This window comes from Microcoleus sp. B4-C1, from assembly GCF_036705285.1.
Lineage (GTDB): Bacteria > Cyanobacteriota > Cyanobacteriia > Cyanobacteriales > Microcoleaceae > Microcoleus.
Genome location: NZ_JAUBUC010000014.1, coordinates 47,330 through 66,767, shown reverse-complemented (window position 1 = coordinate 66,767; position 19,438 = coordinate 47,330). Strand labels below are relative to the sequence as shown.

26 protein-coding genes are annotated in these 19,438 nt (G+C 44.5%); 15 read left to right on the top strand and 11 right to left on the bottom strand.

The window, feature by feature from the left end:
* Positions 1 to 20: 20 nt before the first annotated feature.
* The 13 genes from QUB26_RS08250 (at position 21) to QUB26_RS08190 (ending at position 8,328) form a co-directional block, all read left to right on the top strand.
* Positions 21 to 239, top strand: a complete 219-nt coding sequence (locus tag QUB26_RS08250) for a hypothetical protein (protein WP_333317459.1) — start codon at positions 21 to 23, stop codon at positions 237 to 239.
* A 10-nt stretch (positions 240 to 249) separates the two neighbouring features.
* Positions 250 to 1,191: a hypothetical protein gene (locus QUB26_RS08245; protein WP_333317457.1), complete on the top strand. Its 942-nt coding sequence runs from the start codon at positions 250 to 252 to the stop codon at positions 1,189 to 1,191.
* An 8-nt stretch (positions 1,192 to 1,199) separates the two neighbouring features.
* On the top strand, positions 1,200 to 1,589 hold the full coding sequence (locus QUB26_RS08240; protein WP_333317454.1) for an EndoU domain-containing protein: 390 nt from the start codon (positions 1,200 to 1,202) through the stop codon (positions 1,587 to 1,589).
* A 19-nt stretch (positions 1,590 to 1,608) separates the two neighbouring features.
* The gene (locus QUB26_RS08235) at positions 1,609 to 1,875 is read left to right on the top strand and encodes a MafI family immunity protein (RefSeq protein WP_333317452.1); all 267 of its coding nucleotides are present in this window, start codon (positions 1,609 to 1,611) and stop codon (positions 1,873 to 1,875) included.
* A gap of 27 nt (positions 1,876 to 1,902) precedes the next feature.
* Positions 1,903 to 2,286, top strand: a complete 384-nt coding sequence (locus QUB26_RS08230) for a hypothetical protein (protein WP_333317450.1) — start codon at positions 1,903 to 1,905, stop codon at positions 2,284 to 2,286.
* Positions 2,287 to 2,341: 55 nt separating this feature from the next.
* Positions 2,342 to 2,881 (top strand): Uma2 family endonuclease, encoded by a 540-nt coding sequence (locus tag QUB26_RS08225; RefSeq protein ID WP_333317448.1) that lies wholly within the window; start codon positions 2,342 to 2,344, stop codon positions 2,879 to 2,881.
* A gap of 230 nt (positions 2,882 to 3,111) precedes the next feature.
* Positions 3,112 to 3,609, top strand: coding sequence for a DUF29 domain-containing protein (locus QUB26_RS08220; protein ID WP_333317446.1), 498 nt, complete (start codon positions 3,112 to 3,114; stop codon positions 3,607 to 3,609).
* A 163-nt stretch (positions 3,610 to 3,772) separates the two neighbouring features.
* On the top strand, positions 3,773 to 4,954 hold the full coding sequence (locus QUB26_RS08215; protein ID WP_333317444.1) for a GTPase: 1,182 nt from the start codon (positions 3,773 to 3,775) through the stop codon (positions 4,952 to 4,954).
* 154 nt (positions 4,955 to 5,108) lie between these two features.
* A complete protein-coding gene (locus QUB26_RS08210; protein ID WP_333317442.1) occupies positions 5,109 to 5,654 on the top strand; it encodes a Uma2 family endonuclease in 546 nt (181 codons plus the stop codon).
* Between the two features lie 244 nt (positions 5,655 to 5,898).
* On the top strand, positions 5,899 to 6,216 hold the full coding sequence (locus QUB26_RS08205; protein WP_333069026.1) for a 2Fe-2S iron-sulfur cluster-binding protein: 318 nt from the start codon (positions 5,899 to 5,901) through the stop codon (positions 6,214 to 6,216).
* A gap of 57 nt (positions 6,217 to 6,273) precedes the next feature.
* On the top strand, positions 6,274 to 6,465 hold the full coding sequence (locus QUB26_RS08200; RefSeq protein ID WP_333145037.1) for a hypothetical protein: 192 nt from the start codon (positions 6,274 to 6,276) through the stop codon (positions 6,463 to 6,465).
* The gene (locus QUB26_RS08195) at positions 6,462 to 7,703 is read left to right on the top strand and encodes a DUF3326 domain-containing protein (RefSeq protein WP_333317440.1); all 1,242 of its coding nucleotides are present in this window, start codon (positions 6,462 to 6,464) and stop codon (positions 7,701 to 7,703) included. The genes QUB26_RS08200 and QUB26_RS08195 overlap by 4 nt, the downstream gene beginning before the upstream one ends.
* Before the next feature lie 31 nt (positions 7,704 to 7,734).
* Entirely contained in the window at positions 7,735 to 8,328 is a 594-nt protein-coding gene (locus QUB26_RS08190) for a CPBP family intramembrane glutamic endopeptidase (protein WP_333317438.1), read from the top strand.
* Positions 8,329 to 8,551: 223 nt separating this feature from the next.
* Here QUB26_RS08190 and QUB26_RS08185 read toward each other — a convergent pair whose 3' ends face one another.
* The 7 genes from QUB26_RS08185 to radA form a co-directional block, all read right to left on the bottom strand.
* Positions 8,552 to 8,956, bottom strand: a complete 405-nt coding sequence (locus QUB26_RS08185) for a TIGR02588 family protein (RefSeq protein ID WP_333317436.1) — start codon at positions 8,954 to 8,956, stop codon at positions 8,552 to 8,554.
* Positions 8,953 to 9,810: a TIGR02587 family membrane protein gene (locus QUB26_RS08180; protein WP_333317434.1), complete on the bottom strand. Its 858-nt coding sequence runs from the start codon at positions 9,808 to 9,810 to the stop codon at positions 8,953 to 8,955. The genes QUB26_RS08185 and QUB26_RS08180 overlap by 4 nt, the downstream gene beginning before the upstream one ends.
* 46 nt (positions 9,811 to 9,856) lie before the next feature.
* The gene (locus QUB26_RS08175) at positions 9,857 to 10,810 is read right to left on the bottom strand and encodes a WD40 repeat domain-containing protein (protein ID WP_333236731.1); all 954 of its coding nucleotides are present in this window, start codon (positions 10,808 to 10,810) and stop codon (positions 9,857 to 9,859) included.
* A 60-nt stretch (positions 10,811 to 10,870) separates the two neighbouring features.
* Positions 10,871 to 11,110 carry a DUF2283 domain-containing protein gene (locus QUB26_RS08170; protein ID WP_333236734.1) on the bottom strand — a complete coding sequence of 80 codons (240 nt, stop codon included), beginning with the start codon at positions 11,108 to 11,110 and terminating at the stop codon, positions 10,871 to 10,873.
* Positions 11,111 to 11,122: 12 nt separating this feature from the next.
* Entirely contained in the window at positions 11,123 to 11,374 is a 252-nt protein-coding gene (locus QUB26_RS08165; protein WP_333236736.1) for a hypothetical protein, read from the bottom strand.
* A gap of 69 nt (positions 11,375 to 11,443) precedes the next feature.
* Positions 11,444 to 11,713, bottom strand: coding sequence for a DUF2281 domain-containing protein (locus QUB26_RS08160; protein WP_333236739.1), 270 nt, complete (start codon positions 11,711 to 11,713; stop codon positions 11,444 to 11,446).
* Between the two features lie 45 nt (positions 11,714 to 11,758).
* Entirely contained in the window at positions 11,759 to 13,315 is a 1,557-nt protein-coding gene (gene radA / locus QUB26_RS08155) for a DNA repair protein RadA (protein ID WP_333236741.1), read from the bottom strand.
* A 164-nt stretch (positions 13,316 to 13,479) separates the two neighbouring features.
* Here radA and rpaB point away from each other — a divergent pair, with 164 nt between their 5' ends.
* Together rpaB and QUB26_RS08145 are read left to right on the top strand one after the other, a co-directional pair.
* A complete protein-coding gene (gene rpaB / locus QUB26_RS08150; RefSeq protein ID WP_071587789.1) occupies positions 13,480 to 14,211 on the top strand; it encodes a response regulator transcription factor RpaB in 732 nt (243 codons plus the stop codon).
* A 97-nt stretch (positions 14,212 to 14,308) separates the two neighbouring features.
* Positions 14,309 to 14,950 carry a cofactor assembly of complex C subunit B gene (locus tag QUB26_RS08145; RefSeq protein ID WP_333154030.1) on the top strand — a complete coding sequence of 214 codons (642 nt, stop codon included), beginning with the start codon at positions 14,309 to 14,311 and terminating at the stop codon, positions 14,948 to 14,950.
* 80 nt (positions 14,951 to 15,030) lie between these two features.
* Here QUB26_RS08145 and QUB26_RS08140 read toward each other — a convergent pair whose 3' ends face one another.
* The 4 genes from QUB26_RS08140 to crtA form a co-directional block, all read right to left on the bottom strand.
* A complete protein-coding gene (locus QUB26_RS08140; protein WP_333236743.1) occupies positions 15,031 to 16,311 on the bottom strand; it encodes a transposase in 1,281 nt (426 codons plus the stop codon).
* 395 nt (positions 16,312 to 16,706) lie between these two features.
* On the bottom strand, positions 16,707 to 17,384 hold the full coding sequence (hpsJ-A, locus tag QUB26_RS08135) for an HpsJ-like protein, cyanoexosortase A-associated (RefSeq protein ID WP_333236745.1): 678 nt from the start codon (positions 17,382 to 17,384) through the stop codon (positions 16,707 to 16,709).
* 178 nt (positions 17,385 to 17,562) lie between these two features.
* Entirely contained in the window at positions 17,563 to 18,231 is a 669-nt protein-coding gene (locus QUB26_RS08130; RefSeq protein WP_333058145.1) for a cyanoexosortase A system-associated protein, read from the bottom strand.
* A complete protein-coding gene (gene crtA / locus QUB26_RS08125) occupies positions 18,231 to 19,082 on the bottom strand; it encodes a cyanoexosortase A (RefSeq protein ID WP_333236747.1) in 852 nt (283 codons plus the stop codon). Before crtA ends, QUB26_RS08130 begins: the two co-directional genes overlap by 1 nt.
* Positions 19,083 to 19,438: the final 356 nt, after the last annotated feature.

Genomic DNA, 19,438 nt, shown 5'->3' with positions numbered 1-19,438 from the left:
TCTATGATCGAGGTATCTAAATGAGTCTCAAAGCTGAAATTGAAGAATTCCAATCCATGATTAACAGAATAGTAGAGTCTCTCGAAGAAGTTAGTAGCTCATCAGCAACTATTGGTGAGACGGGAACGGATGAATTAAGCAACAAATTATCAAGTTTAATGGATGGCACTGAGGAGGTATCTAGCGAACTCAGAACAGCGATGGAAATGCTTGAAGGAATTAAATCCCGTTGGGGTTAAGGAGTAAAATATGACACTCAGAGACGACATCGAACAATGGCGGAGTAAAATCGCCCAACTACTAGAAGCGATGGATGAAGTTCGTGCTTGCGCCGATCGACTCTCTGAGTGTTATGCTTCTGAGTTAGGGTGGCAGTTTTCGACTCTACTAGAAATGTGTGAGGAAAACTTAAGTCAAGTTGAACGTTTAAGAGAGGAATTGGAAGAGATACAAAGCCGGTGGGGTTTTGGTACGATGAGGAATCAAAGTTTTTTGTCTTCAATCACTCATCCAACAACTAAATTGGCTAATACGACTGTTAATGATACTTCTATTCAAGATGCGATCGCCAAAAGCGAGATTTTTTTGACAACAGCTATTGCATCAGGTGTACCCACATGGCTAGCCCTCGAACTCGCTAACCTTCCGGGTGATTCTTGGATGTTATATGAAAATCCCAACGCGACAGAAAGACTCACTGATTTAACCCAAAATCCCGCCAGTGACTATTATCAAAAAAAACCGAGTACGCAACTACAAGGCGATCAAGGAGAATTAGCCTTATTAAAAATGCTGTTAGATTCTGACGATACAGAGAATCTTCTGTCAAGTTTACGAATCAAACCTAAACTTAATTTTGAAAATGGCAAAGATTACTGTAAACCAGATTTTTATCTAACATCTCACCGTTTAATTTGTGATGCAAAAGCCTATAAACCTAGTTCCATTAATGGCATTAAGACAGCAGCCAAGAAATATGTTAACTATCTTCAGGAAAATGGAGGAGGTGAAGTCAAATTTTATGTACCTAGAGATACTTATGCTAAATGTCAGCACCAAATAAATCGACTTCAATCTCAAGAAAACGGGGTCAATGTTACCATCCATCCTATGACCATTGATTATGAACATATACTTTGGAAAAAAGAATTAATTTATACTTATCTTAAGTCTTTGCTAAAGTTTAAGTAACTCCTTCTATGAGCAACTATTCTTCAGGCAATATTCCCAGTGGAGTTGATGTCAACAATCTATCTCAAATCAACCCTCAGCAACGGACACACATTCTCGATAGTGACACAACAGGAGGCGGTCACGGCCCTGGTAGAGGAATTTCTGGTAAAAGTGAATTTCCCCCGCGCTGGAGCGACGAGCAGATAATGAATTATATTTCGGAGGTGATTCAAGACCCTAATTCTATCTGGTTCCAGCAAAATGGAAAGGCGGGTGCTAAATACACTAAGACAGGAAATCCAGTGAAATGGCAGATTGATGGAACTAGAGATGGTGTTAACATAAGGGTAATTGTAGAACCAGATGGCAGAGGTGTCATCACAGCTTTTCCGACTAATATATCGCCCAACCCGTAATAATTAAGGAGATAGACTCATGTTTGACTATAAAATTGTGGTAAAGAAACTTAATGAAGTCCTTGCCCAACTTAAGGAAGTTTTTTCGGGCGCTCAAATAGAATTCCTTCAATCTTACATCAATGCGGGCGAGTGGAATTTGGCGTTAGAGACTTTGTGCGATATTCTCCTTGAAGAAGAAATTTCCATTGATTTAAAGGCTTATGAACTATTGCAAGAAGTGGGAAATATTTTGAACATGGAACGAGAAACTTGGGAGATGTTAAAAGTGCAGGTAACTCCTTGAGATGAGTTTCAATAAAGGAGGTTTTTTATGTCTCGCACACTAGATATTTTTGTAGACTTTCCACAGGACATCGAACATTTAATCAAAGAATTAGAGTTTATATTGGCTCTTAAATTAGAGCTGGTTTCTGATGGCATTGACCACTGGTATGAGTTTCGTGACTCAACAATCACTCTTACAGTAGGAAAGCATGATTTTGAAAATGATAAAGAGTTCAACTTTGAAGAATACCCTTACAACCTATCAATCAGAGCGCTGAACATCTCGAATGAACTTGAGAGAAAAAAGTGGCGAGATGAGTTTGCTAGTTATGTTTTCCACAAGTTGAAAACTACCGAAAGGTATCGTTTAATGCTGGTGGATGACTTACAAGTGAAGTTAGAGGAGTTTGCGCCATTGGTGAAGGTTTGATCGAACATCATACAGGCAAGTTCTGAAACCGATTTGTAAAAACGAGGAAATGACTATGGTCACTGCTACTGCCGCACAGAAGCATTTTACTCTAGAAGAGTTCATGGCTCATCCCCCCGACCAGATGGAATGGGTGGACGGACAACTTGTGGAGAAAAATGGAGCCACGCTCAAGCATGGTAAAATTCAATCAAGCCTGGGTTGTGCTTGGGCTAATTACATGATTTCCAGCAAACAAGGAGGAGAAGTTTATATTTCACCACCTTGCCGCACTAACCAACAAATTCGCCGCCCCGATGTCGCTTATCTCACACCCGAATTAGTTGCACAATTTGGCAATCTTGCCACTTTACCCCAAAGTTTCCCCCTAATTGCCGAAATAGTTTCCCCCACCGATATCGCTGAAGATGTCTTTCTCAAAGCACAGGAATATTTAGAATCTAGCTGTCAGGAAGTTTGGCTAGTTTTTCCCGAAAGTCATTTAATATTTGTCATGACTCAAAATCAAATATTGACATTTCGATCCGGCGATACCGCCAGCACCCAACAAATCCTGATCGGTTTTAGCATTGATGTCGATCGCTTGCTAGCTTAAACTAAATTATGAAATCCGAAACTCAGTAGGTTGGGTTGAGTTTACGAAACCCAACAATTTCTGGGATTTGTTGGGCGGAGCATTTAGCGGAGGGTTCGCTGTCGCGGTTCCTGAGCCCTTCGACTACGCGGTTCCTGAGCGTAGTCGAAGGGCAGGATAAACTCCGTCGAAGGGCTACGCAACTACTACAATATTCTTAGGTTGATGACCAAGAAATGGAGTCAAACAAAATGACAACTATCCAATCAATAACAACTGCAATAACATCCCTTTATGAACAGGATTTTTATCTGTGGTTACAGACAACCATCAACTTATTAAAAGAGGGAAAGTTTTCTGAAATAGATTTAGAGAACTTACTAGAGGAACTGGAAAGTATGGGGAGAAGCGATAAAAATGCTTTAAAAAGTAATTTGAGGGTACTTTTAATGCACTTACTTAAGTATAAACATCAGCCAGAAAAACGAACAAAGAGTTGGGTGTACACCATTCGTGAACATCGTAAACGCATCCGAGATACCTTCAAAACAAGTCCAAGTTTATATCGTTTTTTTGAAGAGATTTTTAATGAATCTTATCAAGATGCTAGGGAATTAGCCGCAGATGAAACAGGTTTATCTATTGCGATATTTCCCCCAGAGTCTCCATTTACTGGAGAAGAAGTTCTTAATCCTGATTTTTTACCGCCTGACAGCGAGCCGCCTGAAAATCCTGAAAATATTGAATAATTAAATCAGATATCCTTTCCAGTGCTTCTGAAATCAAATTGCTACAATATATTTAATACTCCCCTGTCCCCCTCAGCTCGGACTTGGTTTATAGAGCCTCCGAATTCTATTCGGTGGTATTTAATCCAGATTCGATATCCCACCATTATCGGAGCAAACCGCCATGTCAGACGACTTTTCCTTAGACGAGCTTTTAAATAGAAGTTACTACGCCTTCAAAGACGCAGAAAACCAAGTGGGACAGTGCAATGTTTTAGTCATCGGCAAAACCGGCGTCGGCAAAAGTACCCTAATAAATTCCGTTTTTCGCCAACGCTTAGCAGAAACCGGAGTCGGCCGCCCCATCACTCAAGGCATTCGCCAATATACCAAACCGAATTGCCCAATTACAGTCTACGATACTCCCGGACTCGAACTCAACGCCGAACAAATTAAAGTTATTCAATTAAACGTTGCTAAACTAATTGAAGACCAAAGACTCCTGCACCCCAAAGAACACATTCACGTCATCTGGTACTGCATCAATCACGGTGCAAATAGAATAGAATCTGTGGAGGACAACTGGCTAAAAGAAATGGAAGTCAAAGATGTACCAGTGATTTTAGTTTTGACTCAAACTACATCTAAAAAGCCCAGCGAGTTTTTCAAGCAACTGGAACACATGAATTTGCCAGTCAGTCAAATCATCCCTGTGATGGCTGAACCGGAAGAAATTGATGATGATTATACAGTAAAATCTCACGGTTTAGATAAGTTGGTAGATGCAACTTTTCAACTGCTGCCGGAAGTAGCTAAAAAAGCTTTTGTTAAAGAACAAATTGCAAATATTGCGCTCAAATCCGATATGGCATTTAAGTATCTAAGTGCTTATGTTGCAGGTTCTGCAATTGTCGGTGCGACTCCTGTACCGTTTGCTGATGCGCCGATTTTGATGACCATGCAAACGGCAATGATTGCTAATATTACTGTGATTTTTGGAATGCCCTTTGATAAGGGGTTTATTTCGGCGATGCTGTCTGCTATTAGCGGCGCTGGGGGAGTTACTGCTGTTGGCAGAAGTATTGTTACTAATTTGATTAAAATGATTCCTGGTGCGGGTACTGTTGTCGGCGGTGCTATCTCCGGTGCAACTGCAGCAACTCTCACGCTTGCCCTCGGTTTGGCTTACATTGAAGTGCTTAAAGCTTATATGAAAGCTCAAATTAATGGGGAACAACTTTCTTTGCAGCAGTTGACAAGGATGTTTGTGGATTTTTATAAGGATTATGCTAGTTCTGGGCGTAAAACTTTGAAGGATGAGAAACCGGATCAACCTAAACCTCCCAATCAAATTAATATTGAGTAAATTGGGTATTGGGCATAGGGCATGGGGCATAGGGCATAGGGCATAGGGCATAGGTTATTTGTTAGTTCCAATTCCCAATTACCCATTACCAATTCCCAATTACCCATTACCAATTGATTGCTACAATATGAGTGAATTCTGCAAAAGAGAGTAAATGGCTATGGTAATGGCTGCCGTTTTATCAGAAAATGTTTCTCTAGAAGACTTCATGGCTAATCCCCCCGACGATATGGAATGGGTGGACGGGCAAATCGCGGAGAAAAATGGCATGACGGTAAAACACAGTCGTATCCAATCTAGACTAGATTATTGTTGGAGAAGTTATAAGATATCTAGCGGACAAGGCGGCGAAGTTTATGTCGAAGTTCCTTGTCGTACTAACAGGCGAGTGCGCCGTGCTGATGTAGCTTATCTGACTCCTGAATTAGTCTCACAATATGGTGATGTTCCTACTTTGCCTCAAAGTCCGCCGTTAATTGCTGAAATAGTTTCTCCTACTGATATTGCGGAAGAAATATTTCTGAAAGCACAAGAATATTTAGATTCGGGTTGTCTGGAAGCTTGGATTGTTTTTCCAGAAAGTCGCTGGATATTGATAATGACTCAAACTCAAAAGTTAACTTTTAACCTGGGCTCTACAGTCAGCACTCAGCTAGTGCTGCCGGGTTTTAGTGTTGCGGTTGATGAGTTGTTGGCTTGAAGGCAAAAAATTAATTAGGTATAAGTGCTTTGTGGCAGAGTTCCGCCGTGAGGTGTGTAATAATTTGTGAAAAAGTCATTGACAAAATGCCGATCGCTCGCCCAGCCAATTAATAAAAAAAATTATTAATAAAAACAGCAGTTGTAAATTTGCACAAAAGCACAAACAGCGGTAAAATACTGATTGCTTTGTTTCCAAATCTAGCGTAAATTCCAATTGGGGAATTAAAACCAATAATTGAAATATGTCTAAGACTTACACTGTTGAATTGATCCACCAAGGCTCTACCTATACCGTAGAAGTACCCGAAGATAAACAAATTCTCCGCGCCGCTAACGACGCCGGCATTGAGTTGCCGAGTTCTTGCAATGCGGGGGTTTGTACTACCTGTGCTGGTAAAATTATTGAAGGTAAGGTCGATCAAGCTGATGGTATGGGCGTTAGTCCCGATCTTCAGGCAGAAGGTTATGTGTTGCTGTGTGTTGCTTATCCCCGATCGAACTTGAAGATAGAAACAGAAAAAGAAGACATTGTGTACGATCGCCAATTCGGTAAATCCTAGCACTAAGCTAAAATTGACCTAAGTACCGTTAGCGGTAAAACCACTATGGATCGCCCTATGACCACCCATTTCATTTCCGCAGAAGTTGACCTCCACGATACCGCCGAGCAACTGCACTCGGCTATTGAAATTGAACTGCAAAAGTACGGCGAACCCCTGCGGTGGGCAGTCACAGACGTGGATGTCGATCGGCAAAAGGCTGTGGTAGAAGGCTACGTGCTCGTGGAAGCATCCCCCGCAACACCGTGAACCCCCGCCCTTTGACAGTGGTTTTGATAGTCCCCACAGGCGTTGGAGCATCGATTGGTGGGTTTGCAGGAGATGCGCTGCCGGTGGCTAGGGCGATCGCCCAAATTTCAGACACCCTGATCACTCACCCCAACGTCCTCAACGGCGCTCAACTTTATTGGCCGATACCTAACGCTCTCTACGTTGAAGGTTACGCCCTTGACAAATTTGCTGCCGGATGCTGGGGACTGCAACCGGTACATCAAAATCGTATCGGCTTAATCCTAGATTCCGCGATCGAACCAGACTTGCAGTTGCGCCACTTGCAAGCCGTTGATGCAGCGAGAGCTACATTGGGTTTGAATATAACTGATTGTGTTTTAACCGATCGCCCCCTGCAAGTAGAATTGCGTATTTCTGACTCCGGGGCATCCTGGGGGACGATCGGCAATCCCGACAGTTTATTGCGCGCTGCAGAAAAATTAATCAAACAAGCAAGAGTAGAGGCGATCGCAGTTGTAGCGAGATTTCCCGACGATGAAGGCAGCCTCGCCCTCGAAAACTACCGCCGCGGCAAAGGAGTTGACCCCCTCGCCGGCGCCGAAGCTGTGATCAGCCACCTCGTCGTCAGGACGTTTAAAATCCCCTGCGCCCACGCCCCCGCCCTGTCTGCACTTCCCCTCGATCCGCACCTGTCCCCGCGATCGGCCGCTGAGGAAATCGGCTATACTTTCCTACCTTGCGTGCTTGCGGGCCTGGGCAAAGCTCCCCAATTTGTCACTCCTACTGTGGGACAGGCATCTTGCCTGTCACAGTTTGTCACTCCTGCTGTGGGACAGGCATCTTGCCTGTCGCAGGTATTGGGCGGGCAAGATGCCCGCAGGCAGGTATTGGGCGGGCATCTTGCCCAACCCCTACTCCCCACAAGAGAGAAATTCTATGCAAACAGGCGAGATTTCGAGTCCCAGGGTTTGTGGGCAGATCGAGTCGATGCGGTGGTGATACCCGCCACAGCCTGCGGTGGCAGTGCTATTCTGAGTTTGAGCGGGCGATCGTCCGTACAAATCATCGCTGTCGGGGACAACAAAACCCAGATGCAGGCGACTCCAGAAAAACTCGGAATCAAAGCTTTGCAGGTAAACTCATATTTAGAGGCGATCGGAGTTTTGGTCGCTTTGCGAGCCGGCATCAGTCCAGCTTCCTTGGGTGCAGACATCTCCTCCCTGCGTTGTTTGTCTGACTCAACAAAACAAATCTAAAATCTCAAACCTCAAATATAAAAGTGATTAAGTGGCAGAAAAAATTCCCGAAAACCCTGAAATTGAACCCTTGACGCGCACCCAAGTTTTAGTAGCAATGGGCGTGACAGCAATTATGTTGCTGGCGGTAGCTAAATTGTGGTTGCTATTTGGATCGGTATCGCTTTTGCCAGTCAAATTGATAGGAATCGACTTGCTCAACGGATGTGCGATCGGATTGGCAATTACAGGCGGCAGTGCGATCGTTTATCAACTCTGGCCGGGTTATCGCCGGAGTGCGGATGTTTACTTGGAAGTAGTGCTAAAACCTTTGTTTTGGCCGGATTTAATTTGGCTGGGACTGCTACCGGGACTTAGCGAAGAATTGCTATTCCGAGGCGTGATGCTGTCTGCTTTAGGACTGAATGTTACCAGTTTAGTTTTATCGAGTTTTTGTTTCGGTATTCTGCACTTGGGAGGCATGGATCAGTGGCCTTATGCTGTTTGGGCAACGGCTGTCGGATTGCTGTTGGGTTACAGCGTTTTAGCTACTGGGAATTTGTTAGTGCCAATTACCGCTCATATCTGCACAAATTTGATTTCTAGCTGTGTTTGGAAGTGGGAACACAATCTCGTGAAGCGTTAGCTCGATCGTAATTCCAAAGTGATTGAAATCGCGCCTGCGCGGAATATATAGCAATAAATGCCAACGCGCAAGGGGGTTTTGAGATTGAACGAACCGCGAAGACGCTTTCATGCGCGTTCGGCGAAGCCATTTCCGTTCCCCGCAGGGGTTCGGTGAAGGGTAGGGTAGGAAGAGGAAGAGTTCACAGAGGTGAAAAGGTTTTAACCGCCGATTTTTATCTGTGTTAAGGCAGTTTGTAACTGCTCGATCGCACAATCAACTCACCTTGACTGGGGTTACGGCTGAAAATAAAAGCTCCTTCTTGAGTTTCACCGCTTGACAAAAAATCAATTTGTTGATCGCCGGATTCTACAACTTCACCATTGACGCGCAATTCGGCAATAATTTGCACTGATTCGGCTGTTTCGCCGCCCGTATTAGTTACTGCAAACGGCACGTAAAATTGCCCTTGAGTTTCGCGAACAGGCGTGTTCCGAGTGACAGAAATAACCGGAGGTTCCTGCTTTTTAGTCACCCAGTTGTAGAGTACGAGTCCGATGAGGATAGAAAGGATCGAACAGGCGATCGCAAATGTCACCCATTCAGCAGGAGATCTTTTTGGTTGCGGTTCGTTATTACTTTCACTCATACCGCCAACCGCCCCGCCGCGCCGCCAACAGCCGCCGGCAATCCCAATACTAACGTATAGTTCAACCAAATCGACCACGGGTCGTCAAAAGTAAGTTTGTGGAAGAAAAACATCATAAATGCAGAAGCCGCCAGGGACACTAAATAGGCCATGACAGTTTCGCTGAGGGGACGCTGAAAAATCCCTTGCTGCTGCTGCCGTTTTGCTTGATAAGTAAAGCCGGCTACAAATACAATACCGTAGGAAATTAGCAGCGAAGCGGCGATAATTGCTAATTGCCTAGGTGGCGAAATACCTGCCGCTAGCATGGGAATTTCGTCTGTTGGGGCGATGTTGAAAGCAATGATCATCGCGCCGATTAAAGTAGCGCCGATATCTGCTAAAGTTGGGTTAATATTAGGTTCGCTGTCGCTGTCGGAACTTTGATAGCGATCGCCACTCAAGAAACCGTTGGCCAGGGCTACTCCTAACGCAAACGGCAGGCCTTCAAAGATGATTTTCCCCAAAGTTTCTTGCAGCGGAGTCTCCGGAGTAATTTCCCTGAGCAAAAACAGGACAAAAGCCGCGCAGACAATGCCAATGGCGATCGCTTCTACGGTATCGATTGCAGCATCTAGCCAGCGGATGTCCTTAGTTTTGCGAAAACCTTCTGTGCGAGTCAGCAAGAAAACGACGATAAAGGTAGTTGCGATCGCGATCGACATTTCCGCTGGTTTAGTATACGAACCAATCCACCAAACCTCCATCGTATAAAGCAGCGGAATCCCGAACAAAAAGCCACCCGATGCACCTCGAATGATGTCGTTTAGTTCATTTAACCACTGATTTTTACGCTGTTTTTTTCTCTGGTTCATTTTTCAGTTAAAAGGCCAATTAAAAATTATACAAAATTTCCCGTGCTTATAAATCTCTTTGCCAAATCTTGATAGTATTTTCATCACTTCCACTAACCAGAGTCTGCCCATCCGGGCTAAAAGCCACAGAGTAAACTCCCCATGAATGCCCCAAGAGACTGCAAATTTTATCTCTGGTATCGAGATTCCAAAGTTCGATAATACCAGGTTCCGTACTATCCTCTTCGCTGCCAGAATCCCACCCGCCACTTGCTAAAATTTTCCCATCAGGGCTAAAAGCTAAGCAGAAGTCCCCCATTGAATTTTTCGCAAGAGTATAGATTTCTATTCCCGTGTAGAGATTCCACAGCTTAATAGTTCCCACACAGTGCAAAGTCGCAAAAGTTTCTCCATCGGGGCTAACAGCGATCGCATAAACAGTACCCATACCCTCCTGCCAATTCTTGGTCCAGATTTCATCTCCAGTGGTTAAATTAAAAGCTACTGCACTTAGAGAAACATAATCATCTGCACTGCTACTAAGTAGAATCTTTCCGTCAGGGCTGAATAAAATAGCCAAACTATAAAATACTTCTACTGGCCACTTTAAAGTCCGAATTTCTTCTCCATTTCTAAGGTTCCAAAGTTTGATAGTTGTGTCTTCACTGGCACTTGCCAGAGTCTTCCCGTCGGGGCTGATAACTACAGAAGTAATTATGTCTGAATGTCCGGTGATGGTGTAAATTTCCTCTTTAGTGCTGAGATTCCAAAGCTTGATAGTTTTGTCCTTACTGCCACTAGCAAGAGTTTGTCCATCAGGGGCGAGGGCAATGGATGTAACCCCTTGTGAATGTCCCGATAAAGTGTGAATTTCTTGCCCTGTGTTGAGGTTCCACAGCTTAATTGTGCTATCAGAACTTCCGCTAACTACAGTCTGTCCGTCTGGAGTGATGACAACAGAAGTTACCGAGCTTGAATGTCCGTGAAGGGTGTGTACGCATTGCCAGTTAGTTTGAAGCATTTGATATTACTCCTAGCATTCATCCAGCAACCACATTTTTACTGATTGTTTTCAATGCCATTAAAGTGCAAGCTGAATCTCGGAAGATTCTCCCCAAGCTTCGTTGACAACAATCAGTTTTCCTTGACTATCCGCCCCTAATTGTTGATTGGCATTAAGTAATTCAATTCCATAAATAGTACCGTCTGGGGCAATATCCACATTCATTTGCTCGCTAACCTGGATAGTTTTTACCTGTGCGGTTTTTTCTTGCAGGTATATATAAGCTACGTTGTATCTCGGATCGTAAGTCAGTTTCACGGGAACCTCCTGCTAAAAAAAATTGACAATTACAGCGCTCATCATCCAGTCTTCGTCTTCCTTAGCTGCGATCGCCTCTACTTTCTTCATAGCATAAACTTTTCCCTGCCACTCAGCATTGAAGGAAAAGTTACGCCTAAATCTGGTTCTGCCAAATTGAGCCGGAAAAGTTGTGCCACTTTCAACAGTAGCAATTACTTCTGCCTCAGTTGCACCTCGCTCAATCAATCGCGATCGAGCATGGGGATGTAATCTAACGCTCACGTTGCTATTACCTCCTTTTTGCCTCTTTATTTTTGCACTAACTTAATTCACCACAGCCGCGCATCAGCATCAAAATAAAGGCATGAGTGTCCAACAACAACCTGATTCCATGTACTCCTTAAACTCTTCTAGCGGTTCGTCAAAATCATCGGACATCCAAACCATTCCTTTAGCACTCCCAGCTTTGGATGACCAGCGCTTCTTATTAGCTGGCGGTATTCCTACCCATTTTACAACAGGCTGGTTATCTTGAGTAATCGCCACTTCTTCGCCTCTCATCGCCACTTCGATTAATTCCAGAAGTTTTTCTTTAGCCTCAATAATGTCTACTTGATACATATTTCGTGCCTCCTTACTATCAATTTATAACATCACAATTCTAACTCAATTAAACAAATCCTCTTCCTCCAAATCAACAGACTGTAATTCCATATCACCAGACTGCAACTGAGCCGGAGTAGCAGGAATCGCTGCAATTATTGCATCAATTACCTTCGCCACCGGAATAATCTCCATCCCCAACTCCGGCACCGGTTGATTCTTAGGAATAATCGCCCTTTTGAAACCCAATTTCGCCGCTTCCCTCAGCCGCAACTCTAATTGGGAAACCGGCCGCACCTGTCCCCCCAAACCCACTTCCCCAAGCAAAACAGTGCGCGCATCAACCACCCGATCGCGAAAACTGGCCACAACGGCGATCGCAACTGCCAAATCCGCCGCCGGTTCATCCACCTTCAACCCACCCACCGTCGCCAAAATCACATCTAATTTAGATAAAGGAATCCCCACCCTTTTCTCCAAAACAGCTAAAATTTGCTGCAATCTAGCATTGTCCACGCCAGTAGTAGTGCGGCGCGGCGAACCGAAACTTGCAGGGCTGACTAATGCTTGAATCTCCACTAAAATCGGTCGAGTTCCTTCGCAAGTAACAGTCGTCGAAGTACCCGGAGAAAATTCATCTCTATTGCCTAAAAATAACTCCGACGGATTATCTACTTCTCGCAAACCGTTGGCTACCATTTCAAAAACACCGATTTCGTGAGTCGCGCCAAAACGGTTTTTCATCGATCGCAAAAGTCGATGAGAAGCAAAGCGATCGCCCTCAAAATACAGTACAGTATCTACCAAATGTTCCAAAACCCTCGGCCCCGCCAAAGCTCCATCTTTCGTAACGTGACCGACAATAAATAAAGTAATATTTTCCCTTTTCGCCACCTGCATCAAAGCAGATGTACATTCCCGCACCTGAGCCACCGAACCGGGCGCCGATGTTAAACTAGCAAAATAAATAGTTTGGATGCTGTCAATCACCGCCACATTCGGTTTCAGCGCTTCCAACTCCCGCAAAACAACTTCTAAATCCGTCTCTGGAAGCAAATAGAAATTCTCCGCTGAATTGTCCTCCGAATCCTTTTTAGCTTCCCCGTTACTGCCAGATTTATGCCCGCCGTTGCTTGACAATTCAACCGGATTAGCCACCCCCAAACGCTGCGATCGCAACTTCACCTGCTGGCCGGACTCCTCCGCACTGACATACAGTATCCGATCCTTGCGGGCCAACATATTCGCCACCTGCAACAGCAGCGTCGATTTCCCGATTCCCGGTTCCCCCCCAATCAACACCAGCGAGCCCGGAACAATCCCGCCTCCCAAAACTCGATCGAGTTCCCCGTAACCAGAAGGCCAGCGAGACTGAGTTTGGTCAGCAATCTGCGATAATCTGAAAGATACCCTTGGTTGACCCTTCGACTTATCAGGGGGCGAACCGCCCACTGTCTTAGTTGTCACCCCAGTTAAACCAGCCCGCGGCACACCAGCAGTAGGTTGTTCTAACTGCTCGTCAAAAGAATCCCACTTCTGACAGCTAGGACATCTGCCAAAATATTGTGGTGAATCATACCCGCATTCCCGACAAATATATTGTATTCGAGGCTTAGGCATTGTTTACTATGATAAATAGTCACCCTAACATTTAGAAAAGTCTGATTTAAAGCAATTATCAAGCTTTCAGACCGATCGCCGCCCATGATTCAATTTGTGTCCTCTATGATAGGGTACAAAAAAATAACATTATCTGAAATGTAACTTAAGGAGTGCTCGGTAACTTGGAAAACCATAAAGAAAAAATTCTGGTAGTCGATGACGAAGCCAGTATCCGCCGCATTCTGGAGACTCGCCTTTCCATGATTGGCTACGATGTCGTCACCGCTGCTGACGGCGAAGAAGCTCTCGAAACATTCCGCAACACCGAACCCGACTTAGTGGTTTTGGACGTGATGATGCCGAAGCTAGACGGTTACGGCGTCTGTCAGGAGTTGCGAAAAGAGTCAGACGTACCCATCATCATGCTAACTGCTTTGGGAGACGTAGCCGATCGCATCACCGGTTTAGAATTGGGCGCCGACGATTACGTCGTCAAACCTTTCTCTCCCAAAGAACTAGAAGCCCGTATCCGTTCGGTATTGCGCCGGGTTGACAAAAACGGCGCATCGGGAATTCCCAGTTCTGGAGTCATCCACGTCACCAACATTAGGATTGACACCAACAAGCGCCAAGTTTACAAAGGCGACGAACGAATTCGCCTCACGGGCATGGAATTCAGCCTGTTAGAACTGCTTGTCAGCCGTTCTGGAGAGCCTTTTTCGCGATCGGAAATTTTGCAGGAAGTCTGGGGATACACGCCAGAACGCCACGTAGACACCCGCGTAGTGGACGTTCACATCTCGCGGCTGAGGGCAAAGTTGGAAGACGACCCCAGCAATCCCGAATTAATTCTCACCGCCCGCGGCACCGGCTATCTCTTCCAGCGAATTGTCGAAATTGGGGAAGTAGGATAAAGTCAGTTGGCAGTTGGCAGTTGGCATTACTTAAATTACCAACTACCAATTACCAATGACTAATGACTAATGACTAATGACTAATGACTAATGACTAATGACTAAATCTGATCCCAATAAAGTTTTGCGGCAATTGCCCTTAGTTGCAGGAGGGTTAGCAGGTACGCTGCTAATGGTAAACCGGTTGCTGACAGAGCAAATTACAGATTCTCAAGCTCGATCGGACGCTTTGGGAGTAATTATCAGCGCTTTGCTGATTTTAACAGGTTTGCTGTGGCAGCAGGTGCAAGCGCGATCGCCCGATTCCGTAAAACTTATCGGCGAAGAAGGTTTTGAATTTGCGCCGGATTTGCCGGAGGCTGTGAAAATAGAATTAGCCTGGGCGTCGCGTTTGCTGTTGACAAATACCGCCACAAGGTCGATCGTAATTGTGTATCAGGGAAAAGTCCTATTGCGGCGCGGTATTTTAGGCATCAATCCCGAAGTCAAACCGGGGCCGATTTTGCAGCGAGTGCTCGACAAAAATAAACCAGTTTATTTAGTAAATCTCAATATTTATCCCGGCAAAATTGAATTTGACTATTTGCCAGAAAATACTCAAGGAGTCATCTGTCAACCTATCGGCACCCAAGGCGTTTTAATCTTAGGTGCTAACGCGCCCCGCAGCTATACAAAACAAGATGAAAACTGGGTAGAAGGCATTGCCGACAAACTAGAAAATACCATCAATCGATTTTAGATTTTAGATTTTAGATTTTAGATTTTAGATTGTGGATTTTAGATTTTAGATTGTGGATTTTAGATTTTAGATTGTGGATTTTAGATTTTAGATTTTAGATTTGAGATTGTGGATTGCACAATGCCAGCACTTTGACACTCCTCGACTATCAGGTACGAGGATTCTTCCTTCACCGGGATTCCGACGAATTTACCCTCAGAAAGCATCTTGACCGTATGCCCTACGGCTGCAAGTCCTCTAATAAGAACTACTTGAGCTGCTGCAATATCCCTATCAGTTGTGTAGTTACAACTTGAGCAGGTGTGGGTGCGCTCTGACAATTCTTTTTTGCCCGTTTCTACACCACAACTAGGACAAATCTGACTTGTTTTATGAGCGCTTACTTTCTGGAAGTACACGCCATGCTTAAAACAGGTTTGCTCTAATATTGTTAAGAACTGACCCCAGCTTGCCTCTAAGCAATGTTTACCTAGTATTGCTCTAGACAATCCTACTAGGTTCAAGTCCTCAACAAATATCATCCCCACATCTTTACAGAGTTGGTGAGACAATTTCCAGTGCCAGTCTTGGCGACAGTTTGCAATGTCCTCGTGCAGTTGAGAAACTTTCTTCTGAGCCTTTTTCCAATTATTTGAGCCTAACTTTTTCCGACTGACGCGCTGTTGCAGCAATTTAAGCTTGCGTTCGGCCTCAACAAAAAACTTTTGGCGCTTGACTAAAAGACCGTTAGAAGTTGCTATGAAATTAGTTAAGCCAACATCAATCCCAATCCCCTCGCCGTGTGGCATAACCGACGGCACTGACACGTCCCATTGTAGGGTTAGCATTACATACCAACCGCTGGCTCTCTTGACGATTCTGGCTTGTTTGATAGTTGCCCCATCAGGAATAGGACGCGATTGGTGAAGTTTAACCAATCCAATCTTGGGTAATTTTACTTTTCCATTCTGAACCGGATCAACCCCCAATTGAGGGAAGACAAAAGACCGCATTGTTCCCGCTTTTTTAAAGCGAGGAAAACCGTGCTTTTGTTCCCACATACTGACAAACGCTTTTTCAAGCCGTCTCAATGTTTGTTGCAAAACGTGTACGGCAACGGCACCCAAAGCCGATATACTTGCCCTGGCTGCGGTTAAGTTCTTGCACTGACTAGCATAAGTTGGTCGTTTTGTTTCGGCCCCAATAATAAATTCAGAGCGGATAGAGCAAGCGTTAACCTGGCAACTACGAGAATGAAACCAATGCTTGCGCTCTGCCAGCGCGTAGTTATAAACGCGACGACACTGTTCCAGCCAATCTTCAAAAATGGCTGCTTGCGCTGGCGTTGGTCTTAATTTGTACTCGTAGGTTAAGTTAAACACTTGCTCTATCCTCCTACTCTGATTATACAGTCGTGAAGAAAGGCCGGAACGCTTATTCACAAGTTTTAACTAAAGTCGCCCTAAAAGGGCGAGGCTTGTACCCAGTTTCTTGGTCAAGGTGCGTTCCTCTTCGAGGGCTGCGCTAACAACCGATTTGCCTCATTCTCGGTGTTGGCTATCGGCAATAAACAAGATTTATTACCGATAATATCTTTTGAAAAGAAGAAGAGGGAGCGCTGCCCCCAACGAAATTTCCAGGGTTTGAGGGTCTTTTTAACCACCAAGACGCGGGCTGCATGTACAGGGCAGGGCGCACCTTAGTCCTCAACAAGTCTCTCCGGGTGCGCTAGGCGCACCTTACTAGCTCAAAACTCGCAACTCAAAACTCAAAACTACTACCGAGCCCAGTCAGTACCGCGCCACAGCGTAAAAAACAAAACACTAGAAATCAGCGCGCCCAGCAGCCACTTAACAGCATTTTTAAATAACCCCACGCGCTGACTTTGCTGAACCGCAGCACTTTGCGTCTGTAACCGTTCCCTAGCCGGAGTAATTCTCGAAAGAATTTGCTCTTTCAATTGCTGTGGGTTTTGCGTATCCGCTTGTACCCCCAAACGGGTAAGTTCCCCCGCTAAATTCCTTAAATCTTCAGGACTACCCTTATTCAGCCGTTCTTCCACCTGCTGCAACTGAGCTAATTGTTGGTTTGCTTGAGTAGTAATTTGCTGGTTGTTTTGATTGTTGACGTAGATAGTGCCAAAAATTCCCAAAGGTAGCATCAACAGAAAAACCAGACCTAGCAGCAGACAAACCCAAGACAAAACCTTCAAAAAAAGGTCTTCCAAACCTCTGCGGTCGTACCCTTCTCCAAAAAATATCAGCGCCATTGCCAGTAAAGGAACTGGCACCCGTTCCACTACAGCCCCAATCGTTTGCAATTCCCAGAGGCGATTGCCAAAATTGGCTGGTATAAGAACTGCAATCGTATCTAATACAGACAAAATTAATAGACCGTAGCCAATCCAACGCAGTCTGTAGATAGAAAAACCTTGTTCGCCTTGTAAGTCATTCATAAAATAATCAGAGTTGTTGTTAAGAAAAATCTCTCTTGACGCCGCCCAAGAACGGATACAAGCCCCCGACCAAAGTCGTGGATAGTCAAACATTTTAGACTTTTGTTCAAGCTTCCAGATTCACCTGTGGATTAAATCTAAAAGCTAAAAGCTAAAAGCTAAAATCGACTGAATCGAGTCAAGGTTCGGGGAATCGCGGCTGCCACCACTCATACCAAGAAACCCAAGCATTCTCTAGAATTTTTTTGGCATCTTCTGGATTTGTTTTATCCAAAGGCACAGACATCTGAGTCCACAAACAGCGCCGGTCTTGAATATTTCCCCTACCCAACAACCAAAACAGAATACGGTTTGGCTGCCAATCTCGAGTATTTCGATTATATCTAAACTGTTGGGAAGTTACTGTAGCACTGCCATTAGGATTGATACACGAACTCAAATACAGTCGATTTTGCTGTTGCAAAATTCCGTGAAACCCCGCGCCTTGAGTGTTTGCCAATGCTAGTTTACCAGGAGACGACTTGAGAACAGTATGTCCCCTCATCATACCTTCCACATCCCCAATGGTGTCTACTGCATAGCGCATCTCTATTTCTAGAGCCATGCTATTTTTTTGATATTCATATTTCCTGGCAGCTTTGAATTCTGAATTTTCCTTGATTTCCAGAAGCGCGCTCTTGTTTAGTTTCCAATCGGCTAGAGGCACCGACTCGGGAAACTCAAACGGGGTTGCCACATTCTTGCCGTCCGATGGATAGAAAACCAACTTTCCGGCAACCAACAAAACCCCTCCCAAAGTAACAGCCAACAGGGAAAGCCTAAGTGGTTTCCAAGAGGTAATAGCCATTAGCAATTCTGTCCTTCCTGATTTGGGGGTTGGTCTTTCAAAATTGCAAACCAGCAGAATAACCCGAAAATAAATACAGCAATCATCGAAAATATTACCGAACCATTTCCTTCGTGCCAGTATTTAAATGCTTCGGGTTGAGATAGCGATACCAGCACGGCCAGGAGACCAACTCGCGCGGCATTCACTACAAATGCAGTAATTATTGCCACGAATGGCAATACCATTTTCTGACCCGTAGTGGTAGGAAACATCAGTAAGAAAACCAGAGATAGTCCTAACAATTGTAGCATCGCATTCACCCCGGAACAGCCGTGATTCACTTCCACGCTTCCCTTTTCTAGGATTAGAAAAACCCCTTTCCGCACTACTTCAAATCCTACATAGTGCAGGATGAAAGCTGAAAATTTAGCTGTTAATTTTGGAACATCAACAAATACTCCGATCAATCCGGGAGGAATAGCTGTATACGCAAGAATTAGAAGTTCCTGCCAATATTGTTTCAGTCCTTTTGTGCCGGAAGCCAGCAAGGCGAGACTGATTCCAGACAAAAAAGGCGTTGCTCGGATAAAAAAGTCGTATCCCGATATCGACGAACTTTTGAGCAATATTAAAGCAATTAACGCTGTCCCAAAAAAGCTGGCGAAAATTCCGCTTTCAAAATTTAAAGACTCGTGCCTTTCCCAAATTAGAAATGCTACGACTCCCCAAAACAGTAACATTGTACCGAACAGGTCAGTGTCGTTTGTTCTGGAAGTCAGAGTTAGGTGTATGGCAATCAAACCGGAGGCGATGCCTAACAGCCAGTATTTAGGTTCTTGGATGTGCTTGAGCGAGTTTATTTCGGTCATTGCTGCTTTTTGTTTTTCCTAAAAGCTTCTAAAATGCTTAAGCTTGTAACTCTATTAAAATTATCAGCTACAAACACTTAAATTTATGCGTTTGGGATGATTTTTCACTAAATCTTCACAAAGATTGACAAGAGCAAATATGTGTGATATCTACCTTCACCTAATTAAATCTGAAGTTAGGAGCAAAGACAAAAGAAAACAGGTTTTTTAACTCAGATCGATCGCACTCAACTAAAAATTTTCCTTTCTCTAACCCGGTTTCTGCGGCGAGAGTTTAAATGTAAAGCTTGAAGGCAAGACAGAAACCTTTGTTGGACGCACTCTTGAGCTGGAAAACCAGTTTTTTACTGGTTCTG